This window comes from Hyphomonas sp. (assembly GCF_037969335.1).
Classification (GTDB): domain Bacteria; phylum Pseudomonadota; class Alphaproteobacteria; order Caulobacterales; family Hyphomonadaceae; genus Hyphomonas.
This window is the reverse complement of sequence record NZ_JBBKXE010000182.1, coordinates 1-18039: the sequence shown is the minus strand read 5'-3', so window position 1 is coordinate 18039 and position 18039 is coordinate 1. Positions and strand designations below refer to the sequence as shown.

The 18039-nt window shown below is 57.1% G+C and carries 12 protein-coding genes; 10 read left to right on the top strand and 2 right to left on the bottom strand.

Annotated elements, in window-relative coordinates; translation table 11 throughout:
* Positions 1–78 precede the first annotated feature (78 nt).
* The 7 genes from AADA04_RS13595 to AADA04_RS13565 all read left to right on the top strand — a co-directional run bounded on the left by AADA04_RS13595 (position 79) and on the right by AADA04_RS13565 (position 11604).
* Entirely contained in the window at positions 79–2310 is a 2232-nt protein-coding gene (locus AADA04_RS13595) for a polysaccharide lyase 6 family protein (protein ID WP_340693817.1), read from the top strand.
* Between the two features lie 107 nt (positions 2311–2417).
* On the top strand, positions 2418–4535 hold the full coding sequence (locus AADA04_RS13590; RefSeq protein WP_340693816.1) for a heparinase II/III family protein: 2118 nt from the start codon (positions 2418–2420) through the stop codon (positions 4533–4535).
* A gap of 31 nt (positions 4536–4566) precedes the next feature.
* A complete protein-coding gene (locus AADA04_RS13585; protein WP_340693815.1) occupies positions 4567–4902 on the top strand; it encodes a cupin domain-containing protein in 336 nt (111 codons plus the stop codon).
* Positions 4899–6212: an MFS transporter gene (locus AADA04_RS13580; protein ID WP_340693814.1), complete on the top strand. Its 1314-nt coding sequence runs from the start codon at positions 4899–4901 to the stop codon at positions 6210–6212. The genes AADA04_RS13585 and AADA04_RS13580 overlap by 4 nt, the downstream gene beginning before the upstream one ends.
* A gap of 51 nt (positions 6213–6263) precedes the next feature.
* The gene (locus AADA04_RS13575) at positions 6264–7019 is read left to right on the top strand and encodes a glucose 1-dehydrogenase (RefSeq protein ID WP_340693813.1); all 756 of its coding nucleotides are present in this window, start codon (positions 6264–6266) and stop codon (positions 7017–7019) included.
* Positions 7020–7110: 91 nt separating this feature from the next.
* Positions 7111–8130, top strand: coding sequence for a sugar kinase (locus tag AADA04_RS13570; protein ID WP_340693812.1), 1020 nt, complete (start codon positions 7111–7113; stop codon positions 8128–8130).
* Positions 8131–8553: 423 nt separating this feature from the next.
* A complete protein-coding gene (locus tag AADA04_RS13565; protein ID WP_340693811.1) occupies positions 8554–11604 on the top strand; it encodes a TonB-dependent receptor in 3051 nt (1016 codons plus the stop codon).
* Between the two features lie 148 nt (positions 11605–11752).
* Here AADA04_RS13565 and AADA04_RS13560 read toward each other — a convergent pair whose 3' ends face one another.
* Positions 11753–12493: an SDR family oxidoreductase gene (locus AADA04_RS13560; RefSeq protein ID WP_340693810.1), complete on the bottom strand. Its 741-nt coding sequence runs from the start codon at positions 12491–12493 to the stop codon at positions 11753–11755.
* A gap of 26 nt (positions 12494–12519) precedes the next feature.
* Positions 12520–13500: an LLM class flavin-dependent oxidoreductase gene (locus AADA04_RS13555; protein WP_340693809.1), complete on the bottom strand. Its 981-nt coding sequence runs from the start codon at positions 13498–13500 to the stop codon at positions 12520–12522.
* Positions 13501–13734: 234 nt separating this feature from the next.
* Between AADA04_RS13555 and AADA04_RS13550 the strand changes: the two genes are divergently transcribed.
* The 3 genes from AADA04_RS13550 to AADA04_RS13540 form a co-directional block, all read left to right on the top strand.
* On the top strand, positions 13735–14922 hold the full coding sequence (locus AADA04_RS13550; RefSeq protein WP_340693808.1) for a CoA transferase: 1188 nt from the start codon (positions 13735–13737) through the stop codon (positions 14920–14922).
* A 206-nt stretch (positions 14923–15128) separates the two neighbouring features.
* Positions 15129–16235, top strand: a complete 1107-nt coding sequence (locus AADA04_RS13545; protein ID WP_340693807.1) for an efflux RND transporter periplasmic adaptor subunit — start codon at positions 15129–15131, stop codon at positions 16233–16235.
* Positions 16236–16240: 5 nt separating this feature from the next.
* A partial coding sequence (locus AADA04_RS13540; protein ID WP_340693806.1) for an efflux RND transporter permease subunit occupies positions 16241–18039 on the top strand: 1799 nt, incomplete at its 3' end.

The window sequence follows — 18039 nt, the reverse complement described above, 5'->3', positions numbered from 1 at the left end:
GGTATGGAAGATTGGTTGACATATTGATCCGCGCCGTTAGCTATTGAAAAAATCGCAAAAGCGGTGAGGGAGGTTTCGATGACTTTTAGAGGGTTGGCAGTCGCGTCGGCAATTTTGCTTTTAGGCAGTTGTCACGGGCAGGCTCTCAAGCGCGCCGATACCGTTTATCCGTCGTCACCTGAAAACGCCACGGAGATACGAGTCGCGACTCAAGACGCCTTTTTCGATGCCGTTGCTTCAGCGATGCCGGGCGATCATATCGTTCTCGCCAATGGCACCTGGCAGGATTTCGATGCGCTTTTTCAAGCTGAAGGGACGCAGGAACAGCCTATTCAGTTGACGGCTGAGACACCTGGAAAAGTTATCCTGTCAGGACAATCAAGCCTTCGGCTGGCTGGAAACCACCTGCTTGTATCGGGACTTGTGTTCAAGGATGGCTATACGCCCCGCAGTGAAGTCATCAGCTTTCGGCGCGATAGCGAAAATCTGGCGAACAACACGCGCGTCACAAACGTGGTCATCGATGGCTACAGCAATCCTGATCGCACGCAGCGTGATCTTTGGGTCGGTCTTTACGGCAAGAACAATACATTCGACTTCAACCATCTTGCGGGAAAGCTGAATGCCGGTCCCACGCTCGCGGTTCGCCTGAATACAGAAGCCAGCCAGGAAAACAGGCATCAGATCAGGAACAATTATTTTGGTCCGCGCCCGGTATTTGGCTCAAATGGCGGTGAGACATTTCGAATAGGCACCAGCCACTATTCGCTGACCGATTCCCTGACCGTCGTGGAGAATAACTTCTTTGACCGCTGCAGCGGCGAGGTGGAAATCATCTCGAACAAGTCCGGCGGTAACATCTTCCGGGGTAATACATTCTATGCATCGCGTGGAACGCTGACACTGCGTCACGGCAATGGAACATTGGTAGAGAACAATCTGTTTGATGGCGCCGGCGCGCCTTATACGGGCGGCGTGCGAGTCATCAATGCGCGGCAAACAATCCGGAACAACTATTTCAAGGACCTGACAGGCAATCGATTCTCCGGCGCGCTTGTCGTCATGAACGGCGTCCCAGATTCGCCGATCAACCGATATCATCAAGTTGCTGGCGCTGTGATCGAGAACAATACGTTTGATGGCGTCGCGGCGATTGAATTGGGCGAAGGCTCTGATACCGAGCGCACGGCCACGCCCGTAAACTCGGTTTTCAAACGCAATATTGTTGTCGGCGCTGATGGCGCCAATCCGCTCAATCTTTATGACGACATGAGTGGCATATCTTTTTCCGGGAACGTGTCATCTGCGGCCCCGCCGGCGGTCATTGCCAGCGGATTCGACATTCGCCAAAATCTGACGCCGTCCGATGGCGACTTTCTGGCGATGATTGATGGCGCTGGAGCATCGGGCGCTTATGGCGTTGCAAAAGACCAAACGGGTGTGTCCTGGTATCCGAAGGCCTCCGAAGCGTCTCCATTTGAAGGCGGTCGGGATATTCAGCTGCAACCAGGCACCGACGTTCTGTCTACAGCCTTGAAGATGGCTGAACCGGGCGATCACTATACGCTTGCGCCTGGATCATATCGCGAGTCGAAGATTGTTCAGGTCGATACACCTGTCACGATCACGTCAAGCGGGCAACATCTTGCGATCCTGTCGTTCGAGCGGTCGCACTTGTTTGTTCTGACCGGCAATGGAAGCCTCGCGCTTGACGGACTTGTCGTGAGCGGTGAGGCCGCGCCAGATGGATCGGGCAACAGCTTTGTCAGCACCAGCGCAGCTCGCGGCAGCGGCAATCACATTCTGTCATTCAGCCACCTTCGCATTCAGGACTTCGATGTGAACCGGGGCTTCTCGGTCGTCTCGGCCGCCAAGGGCTCATTCTTTGACCGGATCGATGTCGTCAACTCGGATTTCGAGAATATTTCGGGCGCGGTTTTCAAGCTCGATGAGGAGACCGAAGATTACGGAATCTACAATGCGGAATTCCTGAATATCAAGGCCAGCCACTTCAAGGATATCGGTGGGCCTGTGGCGACCGTCTATCGCGGCGGCACGGACGAAAGCACATTCGGCCCCCATGTGGATGTGGCCGGATCCAGCTTCGAAAATATCGGAAATGGCAGCCAGCCCCTGATGGTGCTGCATGGCATTCAGAAGGGAAGTTTTACAGGAAACACGGTTGTTGATTCACAGCCGATCGCCCTGACGTTTACGACGGGGCTCCCGGTCTTCACATCCAACAGCAACACCATTGATGGAGCGGCGCGAGACGAGTTTGCCAACATCGCTGATTTGAGGAACCGCTAACTGTGTTGAACCGACCTTTCTCCCATTTGAAACTCTTGGCTCGCGCGGCAGGTCTGGCGCTGTTTTGTAGTGTTTTGGCGGCCTGCTCAACCGCGGAGCCTGTCGATGTGTCTGACTGTTCAGGCGGCGCTGCGATATCCGGCGAAACAATATTCGATCGATCCATTTCTGAGCTGAAGGCTGCCATTGATGAGCGGCGTGCGAATGGCGTTGATGTGCCCGTCCCCGTCGATGCGGGCGGCGGCTACACCCATGAGCAGCACAAGCAAAACGCCAAGACGATCTATGAATCCGGCATGCTGTATCAACTGACCGGAGAGTCGAAATATCGCGACTTCGCAGCGAGTATCCTTTCTGATTATGCGGACTTGTACCCGTCGCTCGGCCTGCACCCTCAAGTCAATCCGGAGGCACCGAGTCGACTGTTCTGGCAGGGTCTGAATGAGGCTATGTGGCTCGTCTACGCCATTCAGGGCTATGATGCGATCCAAGGCGACTTGTCCGCCGAACAGCGCGCCAAAATCGAAGGCCAGCTTTTTCGGCCGATGGCGGATTTTCTGTCCGAAGGTTCTCCGCAGACGTTCAACCGCATTCACAATCACGGCACATGGGCCGCGGCCGCTGTCGGCATGACGGGCTATGCGCTGGACGAGCGTGACTATGTTGAGAAGGCTCTCTACGGCCTCGATAAGTCAGGAGAAGCAGGGTTCATAAAGCAGGTCGACGAACTTTTTTCGCCCGACGGATACTATGCTGAGGGGCCCTATTATCAACGTTTCGCGCTTATGCCCTTTGTGTTGTTTGCGCAGGCAATTGAACGGCATGACCCCGATCTCAGGATATTTGACCATCGCGGTGGTGTGTTGCGCAAGGCCATTACGGCAACGATACAGCAAAGCTATGGTGGGCGGTTCTTCCCGATCAATGATGCGATACGGGAAAAGGGCCTGAACACAGCCGAGCTTCGTTACGCTGTCGCGATAGCTTACGATCTGACAGGGGATGTTTCCCTGCTCAGTATCGCGCAGCAGCAGAAGAGCATTGTTCCAACCCCGGAAGGCAAAAAGCTTTCGGATGCCATTGCCGCCGGAAAGTCAAAACCCTTCGTATACAAAACACTGGAACTGCGTGACGGACCGGCTGGCGACCGTGGCGCGCTGATTACATTGCGCTCGGGGTCGGAAGCGGACGCTGCCGCATTGGTTTTCAAGGCAACGTCTCAGGGCCTGGGTCATGGGCATTTCGACCGTCTCGGACTGCTATATTATGACAATGGCGATGAAGTGGTGGCAGATTACGGCGCAGCAAGATTCCTGAATGTCGAACCAAAGGATGGCGGGCGCTATTTGCCGGAGAATACGAGTTGGGCGAAACAGACGGTGGCGCACAACACATTAGTGGTCGATCAGTCCAGTCAATTTGATGGCGATTGGCAGCGGGGAGAGACGCTAACGCCGACAATCCTGGCATTTGATGACACTCCGGGCGCAAGTTACGCCGCCGCTGAAATCAGCACCGCTTATGCCGGGGTCACATATCAGCGTGTGGTGGCAATGGTTGATCGTGATGGCAGCGGTTCGTACGTGATCGACGTCGTGCGCGGATCGAGTGACGAGTCCCACACTTATGATCTTCCGGTCCATTTCAAAGGACAATTGATCGAGACGAGTTTGCCGTTCAAATACGCCGTCGCTCAGCTTGTTCCGCTCGGTATTCGCGCTGGCTACCAGCATCTCTGGAAAACTGCCGAATCTGGTGGGGTTCCAGCTGGCGCGCAGTCTGACCTGTCATTTTTGATTGATGACCAGTTTTACACGCTCACGTTCACGTCGCGCCAATCGCTCGGCGCCTTCCTTACAAGGCTCGGCGCGAACGACCCCAACAATAATTTGCGTAACGAGCAGGCCATGATCCTTCGCGCGACGGGTAAGGATGCGGCATTCCTTTCGGTGTATGAGCGCCATGGTCGATATGACAATGACGAGGAAGTCACGGTCTTCTCAGGCGGCTCTGTCGAGAACCTCGATATCAGCCGGTCTGGCAATACCGAAATCTACACCGTTACCCCGAAGAGCGGCGGCGAGATTCGTATACTGTTTTCAGACGACACCGCGCCGGCCGCCGTCCACCAGGTAATGCTCAATGACCAGTCCATAAGCTGGAGCGGTCCGGTTGGACTGCACATCTCGGCTGATACTGCACAAGAAAAAAAGGGGGAAAATTAGGATGACCATGCACGTTCAATCAAAGCTCTTCATGAGCAGTCCGAGGGATGAGGCAGAAAGTATTGGAGGCGGCGTCTACCGCACCTTGCTCGGCTATGATGACAAGATCCTGATGGCCAAGGTTTGGTTCGACGGTGACGCCGTGGGAGACGTGCACCACCATCATCATTCCCAAGTGTCCTATGTTGTTTCAGGAAAGTTCGAAGTCGAGGTCGATGGTCATAAACAGGTCCTTGAGGCCGGAGGCTGCTTCTTCGTTCCGTCAATGGCCGCACACGGCGCTGTATGTCTGGAGCCGGGAGTCCTGCTGGATGTGTTCAGCCCTGCGCGGGAAGACTTTTTCGGTGTGGAGGCTTTTGTGTCATGAAGATCAAGGGGCTCAGATGGTGGGTGGTGACACTGGTCGCGCTAGCTACCGTTATCAATTACATTGATAGGCAAACGCTGAACGTGTTGTGGCCTGCGCAGATCGCGCCTGACCTGTTTCCTGATATGAATGCTGACGGCCACAAGCATATTCTGGGCATTGTCTCGGTCGTTTTCATTTTTTCCTACGCCTTGGGCCAGGCAATTTTCGGGAAGATCTTCGATTGGATCGGAACGCGTCTCGGCTTCGTTCTCTCTATTGGCGTCTGGTCGTTAGCAACGGCGGCTCATGCATTCGCCCAAGGCATTTTGAGTTTCAGTATCTTCAGATCGATTCTGGGATTGGCTGAAGCAGGAAACTGGCCGGGCGCAGCCAAGGCGAACGCCGAATGGTTCCCGGTTGATGAGCGCGCTTTGGCTCAAGGTATCTTCAATTCAGGCGCGGCCATAGGCGGTATTATTTCCATTCCGTTGATTGCTTATCTGGCGATCTTCCTGGACTGGAAGCTGATATTCATATTGGTCGGCGCGGTTGGCCTGTTGTGGCTTGTGCCATGGCTGGTCATCGTGAAAGCACCACCAAAATATCACGCATGGTTGAGCGATGATGAGCGTGAATACATACTCAGTGGCCAGATTAATGAGGATTTGAACGAAGACGGCAATCTGGACGGTGGGTATAACCCCTCCACGCCTGAACTTCTTTCACGCAAGCAGAGCTGGGGTGTGATCATCGCATCTGCCGCGATTGATCCAATTTGGTGGTTGTTCATAATCTGGATCCCGACATATCTTTTTGAAGTCCACAATTTCAACATCAAGGACCTCGCTGTATCTGGATGGTTGCCCTATGTGGGCGCTATGTTTGGGGCATGGTTCGGCGGCCTCCTGGCGCAAAACCGCCTGAAAGCCGGTTGGAGCGTCAACAAGACACGCAAATTCGCAATCACCTTGGGTTGTTTGATCATGCTGCCGTCACTGCTGGCGATGTCGGTGGCTGCGACTCCTGCTTTGGCGCTCGGACTGATGTTTGTCATTCTGTTCGGCTTCCAAACGGCCATTGGCAACGTCCAGACTCTGCCCAGTGACTTTTACGGAGGCAAGACCGTTGGAACATTGTCCGGGTTCGCAGGTATGGCCGCCAAGCTCGCAGCTGCGGGACTGACTTATTTGGTTCCCTGGCTGACGATGGGGGCAAATTATGCGCCGGTCTTTGTCCTGGGGGCTGCTCTGGCCATCACGGCGATTGCGAGCGTGTGGATTCTGTGTGGTGAAATACGGCCGCTCAAACCGCGCACTATCGCCGCGTAACAACAAGGCCTGACCTTTCGACTATCGATCCATAAATTGAAGGAAGAGAATATGAGTGACCTTAAAGGTAAAACAGCCATTGTGACCGGTGGCTCCCGCGACATCGGGCGGTCGTGCTCCGTAAAGCTCGGCGAGCAAGGCTGCAATGTCGTCGTCAACTACAACTCCAACCAGGCGGCTGCTGATGAGACAGTCGCGACCATCAAGGCGGCTGGAGGTAAGGCTATTGCTGTGAAGGGGGACATGACGAAGAAGGCTGACGTGGACAGGCTTGTTGCCGAAGCGGTCAAGGCTTTCGGAGATGATATCCATGTTCTGGTGAACAACGTTGGCGGGCTGGTAGCGCGAAAGAAGCTGGCAGAGATGGACGAGGATTTCTTCAATCACGTCATGGCCTTGAATATGAACGCGACATTCCTGACGACCCAAGCGGTCGTTCCGAATATGCCGAAAGGCGGCTCGATCGTGAACCTTGCCTCATTGGCAGGGCGTGACGGCGGCGGCGGTGGTGCAGCTGCTTACTCTGTTGCAAAGGGCGCCGTAATGACGTTCACGCGGTCGATGGCCAAAGAGCTTGGTCCCGACGGCATTCGTTGCAACGCGCTTTGTCCGGGCATGATCGACACGACATTCCACGATACATTCACGCCGGATGCTGTGAGGAAAAACGTCGAAAATTCAGTGCCGTTGCGTCGCCAGGGGCATCCGGATGATTGTGCCGATGCGGTCGTTTATCTTGCGTCTGAAAAATCGGCCTACATCACCGGCGCGAATATCGATATCAATGGTGGTATGTTCTTCTCGTAAGCGGAAGTCCTCCCTTCCGCTATGGGTGGGCCGGCGCACATCCGTGACGCCTGTGCGCCGGTCCAATCCCTTATGATGAGAAAGTCCGGATATGACAGCCACCATTGTAACCCTTGGTGAATTGATGATGCGTTTGTCGCCCCCGCGCAAATTGCGCTTGCGGCAGGCGACCAGCCTCGACGTTTGCCATGGCGGCGCGGAAGCAAATGTCGCCGTGTCCCTTGCTAATTTCGGAGTTGAATCGCGCTTTGTGTCAGCCTTGCCTGATTCAGAACTGGGCACGCAAGCGCTGATGTCGCTGCGGGCGCAAGGGGTCGACACGCGCTTTGTGTTTCGCGGTGCTGGCCGAATGGGGCTCTATTTTATGGAAGAAGGCGCCGACTACCGTGCCGGCTGCGTGATCTATGACCGTGCGGACAGCGCCTTTACATGCCTTGACGCAAGTCGCGTCGATTGGGACGCGGTATTCGACGGCGCGGACATGTTTCACCTGAGTGGTATCACCCCGGCCATCAGCGAGACAACCAGAGCCCTGGCGGAGCGAAGTGTTTCTGAAGCCAGGAATCGCGGCGTGCACATATCAATCGACCTCAACTATCGAGAGCGCTTGTGGACATATGGCGTAGCGCCATCCGAAGTTTTGCCTGCAATGGTCGCGCAGGCCGATACGCTAATCGCCGGACGGGGTGATTGCCCAGCCTGCCTCGGAATGGACGGCGATGGTGAAAATGGCAGCGACGAGTGGGTGACAACGCTCGGCGCGAAGCTGAAAGACCGATTTGCGAACCTGACGAATATTGCAATTACAATCCGCTCTTCGACAACTGCTGAGCATCATGCGTGGAAGGCGTACTTGCAACAGGGTGAAATCGAGGTGTTCTCACGCGCCTATGACATGCAGAACGTGATCGATCGGGTTGGCACAGGAGACGCGTTCAGTGCAGGTCTGATCTACGGTCTCGTCCAGGGCATGAGCGCGCAGGAGACTGCGAACTTTGCGGCGGCGGCCAATTGCCTGAAGCACGCCATCGTAGGCGATGCGAACTGCGTCACTGTCGACGAAGTCAGCGCCCTTGCCGGTACGACGTCATTTGGACGACTGAGGCGCTAGTAAGCCGCTTTCAGCATCACTGTCTTCGGTTTCATTCATGCTCGAAGATCGAGTCGTCATTACTGAAATTACAAGCGCCCATCACGGCTTGCCGAACGGACGAAACCGACGCTCGGTTCACGGTACTGGGCGACGTCTTCATGGTGGTCGCATCGATCTCTGTTTGCCATGCCATCTGTACGGTCCAACTTGGCAACCAATTATTTTCTTCGCGAGGTAGGTGATGGCCAGCCCAAGGTCGATGGGTTCGGCCGCAGTGTCTCATTATTGCTACAAAGCGCCGAAAACGCCTAATTGGTCCGACCAATTATCTAAATAAAGTAGACCAAAGCGGTTGACACATTAATGGGTTGCGTGTTGGCTGTCATGCAAGCGCTTCGCCTCGAGACGAAGCCAGAGGATATTCAAAGGGAGAGAACAGGAATGCCAAATCAAACACAAAAGAACTCCGTCCGCCGGGGCGCTGGCGGGTATTGGCGAGCCGGCTTGCTGGCTGGCGTTGCATTGCCGCTGGGGACGATGGCTTTGGCGCAAGAGGAGCCTGTGTCAGTGCCTGCTGCCTCTGTTGAGGAAGAGGCCAGGCAAGATGTCGTGGTCGTGACTGGCATCCGGGCATCGCTCGCGACAGCGCTCAATGAGAAACGCGCGGCTGACAACTTGGTCGAGGTGATTCGGGCAGAAGATATCGGCAAGCTGCCGGACCAAAACCTCGCCGAAGTTCTTGAGAATATCCCGGGTGTTCAGATCACGCGTGAAGCCGGTGTTGGTAAAGGCGTTCAGATCCGCGGCACGAACTCAAACCGTACAGAGATCAACGGCGTCTCGACCGTAGGCTCTGGATCCGGCCGTGGCGGCATCAGCTTCGAAGACGTTTCTGCAGCGATGATCGCTGCCGTGGAAGTTACAAAAGCGTCTGAAGCCAAAACGATCGAAGGTTCAGTCGGCGGCACCATCAACCTGAGAACAATTCGTCCGCTTGATCTGGACGACCGTCTGCTAAGTGTGCGCATTCAAGGTGAAGACAGCAGCCTGACAACCGATGGCATCAAACCGCGACTGTCCGGCGCCTATGGTGACAAATGGACGACAAGTGCTGGCGAACTCGGGGTCGTGGCGAGCTTGAGCTATGCTGAACAGGATGCGACGGCTTTCCGTCCGCGCGTCGATCGCGACAACTTCGTCGCGGCAAATGGCGGTTCCGCGAACGCCCAGTCGTTTGATTTTCTGCCTATTCAGTTCCTGATCCAGGACTACGACAACTACGAATCCAAAACGACCAATTTTTCCGGCTCGTTGGAATTCAGGCCAAATGGTCTTGAGAACATGAAGTTCTATTTTGATGCAATCGTAAACGATCAGGAGCGCAGGGAGCAGAGCTCGCGGGTACAAGCGTCAGGCGTTTCGGATCTCGCGGGCACGTCGGTTCCTGATGAGTTTGAAACGGTCAATTTTGGCTCCATCAATGGCCAGAATCTCGGCAGCGTTCAGGCGGCGGTCCGGGGTATCATTCCTGTTCAATCTGACGGGAGTGACGGAAACCTGCGTCTTTCGGGCGATACAAACTCTCGTCTTACGGACAGCCAAATCTTCCGATTGGGTACAGACTGGACCCATGGTGACAAGCTTTCAGGCCGCGTTGAGTTTGCGACGGCGAATTCTGACACCAGGACCCCTAGCATCAACACCACGCTCAACTTCCTCAATCCGAATGCGCCCACATCGCCAACTTACACAGCAAACGACAACGGCACGCCGTTTGCGTACGATCTGACGGGGGGCAGACTGACATGGGGTATTGCATATGATGCAGCCTTCGCCCCGACAGCAGCGGATTTGCTTGATCCTGCGAACTATGCGCTTCAGCAGGTGCAGCTCTCGGAAAGCAAAGCAGAGAACTCTGAAGATGCATTCCGGGCGGATTTTACGTACGAGGAAAACGAGAACTTCTCCTTTGACTTCGGCTATCGCTTCAACAAGACGACCAGCCTCAATGACGATATCACCTCAAACGTCTCGCTAAGTCTTCTGCAAGACAGCCCAACGGGCGATTTGTTCGCGGACCTTCTTGCTCCGGGACCAAACAACTTCAATGCGGCGGATGGAAGAGCGCTCTATGTGCGCGATTTCCTTCTCATGAACCCAGATATCGTCGCCTCTGACCCGCAACGTGTGCTCGACACGTTGAACGCCGCTATCGCCGCAAACAATTTGATCACGGGTTCAACCCGCGGCCCGATCAGTGAACCAACATCGGCCCAGGCAGCGTTCTTCGACATCGAGGAAAAGACCCATGCCTGGTATGGGCAAGCAAATTTCAGTGCTGGCATGTTCCGCGGTAATGCAGGCCTTAGGTACATCCAAACTGATATCTCTTCGACGGGGAATACGATCCTCGGTGGCGTGGCAACGCCGACGACCACAGAGGGCAGCTATGATTTCGTCCTTCCACGGTTCAACCTCGTAGCAGACGTTCGTGACGATGTGGTTCTGCGCGCCAGTTGGGGCAAAGATATCCGACGCCCGGATTTCGACGACCTGTCCACGTCGTACACGTTTACCACGAGCCCTAACCCGGCTGTAAATCTTGGCAATCCGGGATTGGAGCCTCAGGTAACGGAGTCCTTTGATCTCGGGGCCGAATGGTACTTTGCGCCATCGGCCGTGTTGAGCGTCGGAATTTTCCAGAAGAAGCGCACCGGACTGTTTGTATCTCAACAGGAAAATCCGGTGGAAACACCAACCGTGGATGCCAATGGTGTTACACAACTGGTTCGTGATGTTACCGCGCCTTGTGAAGGCGGTGGTATTTTCAACCCCATCTCGCCACGGAACGTTTTCGCGCCGCTAGACCCTGTTACGAACCTGCAGACGACGTCGGGTGTTGCCGGGGTATGTGTTCCGTCAGCGCAGCTGGTGAATGATCCGGGGGAGACCACCCAGAAAGGTGTTGAGGTTGCCTTCCAGTATGATCTGTCATCGTTCGAAGACAGACTTGGTTGGGCCTCAGGATTCGGTGTTGTGGCAAACTACACCCACCTGAGCTTTTCTCCAGGTGAGGGCGTATGGGACGCGACATCCCGAGCCGCTACGGTCTTTGCTGCCAACGGAGCCACAGATGTTGAGCTGCCGGTGACGGAGATTGATCTGTCTGAGGATTCCTACAACACAACGCTGTACTACGAAAAATACGGTCTTTCGGCCAGGGCGCGTTATACGTGGCGTTCAGCCTACCGTTCGGAAGATTTCGGTAGTACGTCCAGCTATCCTTGGGGCTTCCCGGTTGTTCAAGAAGCCAGGGGTCAGCTCAATGCCAGCGTCAACTATTCGGTGAATGACCATTTGAGCATCGGCATTGAGGGCGTGAACCTCACGGAGTCTCCTGTTGAGCAGTCGTGTGTGAATGAGGGCGCTCTGCTGTGCTTCCAGGGTCTCACGGATCGTCGGATCGTCTTTGGCGCCAGCTACAACTTCTAGAATAAAGTCTCACGAAATATTGTGACCTGATTAAAAGCGCCCCGCATTTGTGGGGCGCTTTTTTATGCCGACCTGGAAGGCTGGCTTCCTGAAACATGGCACGTTCTGATCGCGGTTCCGGGGCAATATCATTGTTGACGGCCTCGGATCAGAGCGACAATCCGCCGTCCACAATTAGGGTTTGGCCGCAGACATACGCGGCCAAAGGGCTCGCGAGGAAGATCGCGGCGCCTGCCATGTCTGCGGGTAGTCCCATGCGGCCCACTGGGATGGCCCGCAACGCCCCTTCAAGGCGTTTTGGATTCCCCGTCGTGACTTTTGTCAGCTTGGTGTCCACCAGTCCCGGCGCGAGACCGTTGACGCGAATCCCTTCCGGCGCCCAGGCTTGGCCGAGCGTCTTGGTCAGGCTGATGGCTCCCGCCTTGGAGGCTGCGTAGGCCGGATTGCCGACATTGGCTGAAAAGCCCGATATGGAGCTGACGATGATCACCGATCCGCCGGCTTTCGCCAGCATGGGCTTCAGCCGCCGCGCACAATGCATCAGGCTGTCCAGGTTGACGGCCATGACGCGGTCCCATCCCTCGCGTTCGAACTCGCCGCGCTTGTAAACGACTGTGCCCTGGCAGAGGACGAGCGAGTCGAGCGTGTCGAAATCGACATGCGCCGCCTCGATCGCGTCGGGATCACCAACATCGACCTGCTGGTAGGCCAGCCCGTCAAGGTCGCTGCCATCGGCCGGATCATAGTCGCTGGCGTTCGCGCGTGTGCCCCAGACCAGCACCTCCGCACCGCGCGCGCGGAAGGCCTGGGCAATGCCGTTGCCAATGCCGCTGGATCCGCCGACGATCAGCACGCGTTTGCCGGTGAAGTCTGTATCGCTTTGTCCCATCCCGTTTCCTCCCGGTTTTGCTCTTTTTATTTCTGCGTTGACGCGATCAGTTCGAACGAGCGCAGACGGGATGCGTGATCGTACACATCCGACACAATGATGAGCTCATCGGCGCCGGTCTCGTCTGTCAGCGCCGCGATACCCGCGCGCACTGTATCCGGGGACCCGACGATCGAGCGCGCCAGCATGTTTTGCGCCTGTGCCTTTTCGGCTGCAGTCCAGTATTCGTCGATATCGTCTATGGGCGGTTGGCTGAGCGAGCGCGTGCCGCGCAGCAGGTTGGCGAATGACATCTTCTGGGTGGTTGCGAGCCGATTTGCCTCGGCGTCACTGTCCGCAGCAATAATGTTCACGCCAACCATCGCATAGGGTTCCTGCAACTGCTCGGACGGTTTGAAGCGGGTGCGATAGATCTTCAGCGCCGACATCAGGTGCGCTGGCGCGAAATGCGAGGCGAAAGCGTAGGGCAGGCCCAGTTCAGCCGCCAGCATCGCGCCGAAATGGCTCGACCCGAGAATCCAGAGCGGCACGTTCGTTCCGGCCGCCGGAACGGCTTGCACGCGCTGGCCGGGCTGCAAGGGCCCGAGGAAGGCCTGCAGCTCCATGACATCCTGCGGAAACCGTTCTGACGCTTCGGCCGTGGTTCTCAATGCGCGAAGGGTGATCTGGTCGGTACCGGGTGCGCGGCCGAGGCCAAGGTCGATACGTCCGGGGAACAGGCGCTCGAGTGTGCCGAACTGTTCCGCAATCACGATCGGAGCATGGTTGGGCAGCATGATGCCGCCGGCGCCGACGCGGATCTTCTTTGATCCGGCCGCAATATGGGCAATGACCAGCGATGTGGCTGCGCTGGCGATACCCGCCATGTTGTGATGCTCTGCGACCCAGATACGATTATAGTCCCAGGTCTCCGCGTGCGCTGCCAGGTCCCGCGCATTGTCCATGGCTGTGCGCGCATCCGTGCCCTGTGTAACGCGGACCAGGTCGAGAATGGAAAGCTTGGTCATGATGGACTCCTGAAGGCGGCGGCGTGATCCATCACGCTGCAATCAATCCACTTGGGCATCGTTTGATCCGAAGTCAAAACCGACCGGCAATTGACGTTGCGGAATGGACGTTCGTTGACGCAGGGCGAACTGTCCCGCCAGGCCAATTGGCGTTGATATGCGTTTTCGAACCCCGTACCAGATGGACGGCATGCCCCGCGGGCGACCACCCTTAGACATGAAACGGAGCCCGATATGCCCGGCACAGACGTCCTTTCCGACATTCGCATCGCTGATATGACGACGGTGATTTTCGGGCCATATTGCACGCAAACGCTGGCCGATATGGGCGCTGAAGTCGTGAAGGTGGAACCAGCGGCTGGAGACGACTTCCGGAATGTCGGCAAGCCCGTGAACACGCGCAGCATGGGCCCGTGCCACCTCACGATCAATCGTGGCAAGCGCTCGGTGGTCTGGGACCTGAAGTCGGACGCGGGCAGGGCCGCGATCACAAAACTGATCCAGCAGAGCGATGTTTTTATTCACAATGTCCGCGAAGACGCCGTCGCCCGGATTGGCCTGACCTATGACGAGGTCAAGGCGATCAAGCCTGACATCGTCTATGTCCACTGCACCGGGTTCGGCTCCGAGGGCCCTTATGCGGGCCGGCCTGCGTACGATGACCTGATCCAGGGCTTGTCAGGGACGGCGAGCCTCCTGCCACGGGTCGATGGCAACCCGGCACCGCGATTCCTGCCAATGGCGATCGCTGACAAAGTGTCCGGCCTGCATGCGGTCTACGCGACGCTGGCGGCCTTGCGCCAACGCGACCGCACCGGTGAAGCGGTCCATGTCGAGGTCCCGATGTTTGAATGTGTGACGCACTTCCTGCTGGAAGAACATCTCTATGGCGAGACTTTCGATCCGCCCAATGGCCCGGTCTGCTATCAGCGTCAGGTCGATCCGTCCCGCCAGCCGCTCCAGACGGCCGACGGCTGGATAACGATTGCACCCTATGTCGACGCACGCTGGGTCCGCTTGTTCGACGTGCTGGAAGCGCCGGAGGAACTGCAGGACGCGCGCCTCAATGATCGCCGGGGCCGGTATCACAACATGCCTTACATGATGGAACGCGTTCAGGCCTATCTCACTGTCAAACCCACGCAGTTCTGGCTGGATGCTTTCACGGCCGCCGATATTCCGGCTGCACGCGTGAATGACATCAGCGAATTGCGCGACGACCCCCACCTCCAGGCGGTCGGCTACTTCCAGAAACGCACCCATCCAACGGAGGGCGACTATTGGGAAACCCAGCCGCCGGTCATTTTCCGGGGCGAAACACGCCGTCCGATCCGTCCCGCCCCGCTTGTCGGCCAGCACACAGATGAGGTGCTCGCCGAACTCGGTATGGACGACGTTTCGAAACCCGATGTGGACGCCTGACGCACGGCCAGAGCGGGTCAATTTTTCGTTATTGTTGCGAAATTGTTGGGTTTTCGGTGCGATAATTGGCAGTAAGCACGAGTGTTGGCTTCCGGACGTTGCGCCCTATATCGCGATGTATCGGAGGCTGGATCTATATAAACGGGCGTTTCCGTCTAATTTTCAGGTGTTCGGAGGCGCAAGCCTGAACATCACAAGGAAACTGAATGGCACATACTGGTAGCTCCTGGAGACTTTTTCGGCCGCTCGGCCTGGTGGTCGCTGTGTTTGCCGTCCTGATTCCGGGCCTGCCTGCATCTGCCCAGGGGCGGGGACCGGCAAGCGTCTTTGTTGCCGACGTGGGAAAACAGGACTTCGCGATGCGGATCGAGGCCTTGGGTACGCTCAAGGCGAATGAGCGTGTCGACCTGACACTCAACGTCGCCGACCGCGTTACGGCACTGTATTTCGATGATGGCGAGCGCGTGGTGGCGGGCAAGACATTGCTGTCACTCGCTCAGCGTGAACAGGTTGCGCTTGTCGAGGCAGCAGAAGCCAATTCAGACGAGGCGCGCCGGCAGTACCAGCGCGCGATACAGCTCGCCGAGCAGGACGCCATCGCCCAGACTGCGCTCGACGCAGCCCGCCGCGATCTCGACAATGCCAATGCCCAGCTCCGCGCCGTCCAGGTTCGCCAGAAAGACCGTGTGCTTGTGGCACCGTTCGATGGTGTGCTCGGCTTCCGCATGGTCAGTGTCGGCTCCTACGTTCGGCCTGGCGACGTGGTTGCGACGCTCGTGGACGACAGTCAGATGAAACTCGACTTTTTGGTGCCGTCGACCTTCCTCAGGTCACTCAAGCCGGGCGTGGCGGTGACGGCCTCGACAGACGACCTTCCCGGCATGGATTTTTCGGGCACGATCGACAGTGTCGACAATTCCATTGATCCGGTGACGCGCTCCGTGCGCGTCCGCGCGATCCTGCCCAATCCTGACAAAACGCTCAAAGCCGGCATGTTCATGCGTGTCACCATTTCCGCGGATGCGCGTACAGCGCTATCCATTCCAGAGGGCGCGATCCAGCCGCTTGGGCCTGACAATTTCGTCCTTGTCGCCGTCAACGATGGCGACAGGGTGATTGCGCGCCAGCGCAAGGTCGAGATTGGCCTGCGTCAGGGCGGTAATGTCGAAGTCCTGTCCGGTCTCGAGGAGGGTGAGCGTATTATCACAGAAGGGGCCATCCGTGTGCGCGAAGGCTCCGAAATCATTGTCCGCGACCGATCCGCCATCTTGCCGGGTGCGTCCGGCAATGGTGCCGCAGCAAACGCGAAATAGCGAAGATGCTGCTGTCCGACATCTCGGTGAAACGTCCGGTCTTCGCATCGGTCCTGTCGCTCATCCTGATCATTTTCGGCCTCGTCGCTTACAACCGTCTGCCGCTGCGCGAATATCCCGATATCGACGCCCCGATCGTGTCGATCGACACACGCTATCCCGGCGCCTCTGCGAATGTGATCGAAACCCGTATCACCCGCGTCATCGAGGATCGGATTGCCGGCGTGTCGGGTATCCGGTTCATCAATTCGAATTCGACGGATGGCCGGTCTCGCATCAGTATCGAATTCAGCATCGATCAGGACATTGATGCCGCCGCCAATGACATCCGCGACCGGGTGTCGGGCGTCCTCGACCAGCTGCCGCCGGAGGCGGACCCGCCCGAAATCGAAAAGGCGGATGCCAATGATGATGTGATCATCTGGCTGAATCTGGCGAGCGAAAACCTGACAACACCGGAGCTTTCCGACTATGCAGACCGTTTCCTGGTCGACCGGTTTTCGGCGCTGGACGGTGTAGCGCGTGTGCGGGTCGGCGGGGCACGCGACTACGCCTTGCGGATATGGATCGACCGGCGTGCGCTGGCCTCCCGCAACCTCGCCGTCAGTGATATCGAAAGCGCCTTGCGCAGCGAGAATATCGAGGCGCCGGCAGGCAGCCTGGAGTCCGATTCCCGCACATTCACCGTCCGCATCGAACGCGCGTTCCGGACCCCGAAAGACTTTGCCGGCCTGGTCATTGCGCAAGGCGATGATGGCTATCTGGTCCGGCTCGGCGACGTCGCCCGCGTGGAACGTGGCACGGCAGAAGATCGCAACATTTTTCGTGGCAACGGCGTTCCGATGGTGGGAATGGGCATCATCAAACAATCGACGGCGAACACCGTCGACGTGGCGCGGGGCGCGCGCGAACTGGCCGCCGAGTTGAACGAGACGCTGCCGGAAGGCATGGAAATCGCGCAGAGTTTCGACTCGTCCGTGTTTATCGACGCCTCCATTCGAGAGGTCTACAATACGCTCTTCATCGCGGTCGGGCTGGTGACGCTCGTGATCTTCCTCTTTCTCGGAAGCGTGCGCTCGACCATCATTCCGGCCATTACAGTCCCGATCTCGATTATCTCGACGTTCATCGTCCTCTTCGCTCTCGGGCTCTCGATCAATCTATTGACCCTGCTGGCGCTCGTTCTGGCGATTGGCCTCGTCGTGGATGACGCGATCGTCGTGCTTGAGAACATCCACCGCCGTATGGACGAGCTGGGCGAGTCCCCGCTCGTCGCGTCTTATCGCGGCACGCGCCAGGTCGGCTTTGCGGTCATCGCGACGACGCTGGTCCTGATCTCGGTCTTCATCCCGATCACGTTTCTCGAGGGAAATGTCGGGCGGCTGTTCACGGAATTCGCGCTGACCATGGCCGCAGCCGTCGCATTCTCAAGCATATTGTCGCTCACGCTCGTGCCGATGCTGGCATCCAAGCTGCTCAAGCCAAAAGCGACGACCGGCATCCTTCGAGTCATTCCTTATGCCATTAACAGTGCATTTTCTGCACTCAAATCCGGCTATGGCTGGATTCTCGACCGATTGATTCACCGCCCCATCCTTGTGGCGATCATGCTGTGCGGTATCTTTGGTGGCGCCGTCCTGCTCTTCCAGAATATCGACGAGGAATATGTCCCACGCGAAGACCGGGGCAGCTTCTTTATCAGCATCCGGGGCGAAGAAGGGGCATCCTTCGACTATATGTCCACCTATCTCGACGAGATCGAGCGCCGGCTGCTGCCCTATTCGGAGTCGGGCGAAGCGACGCG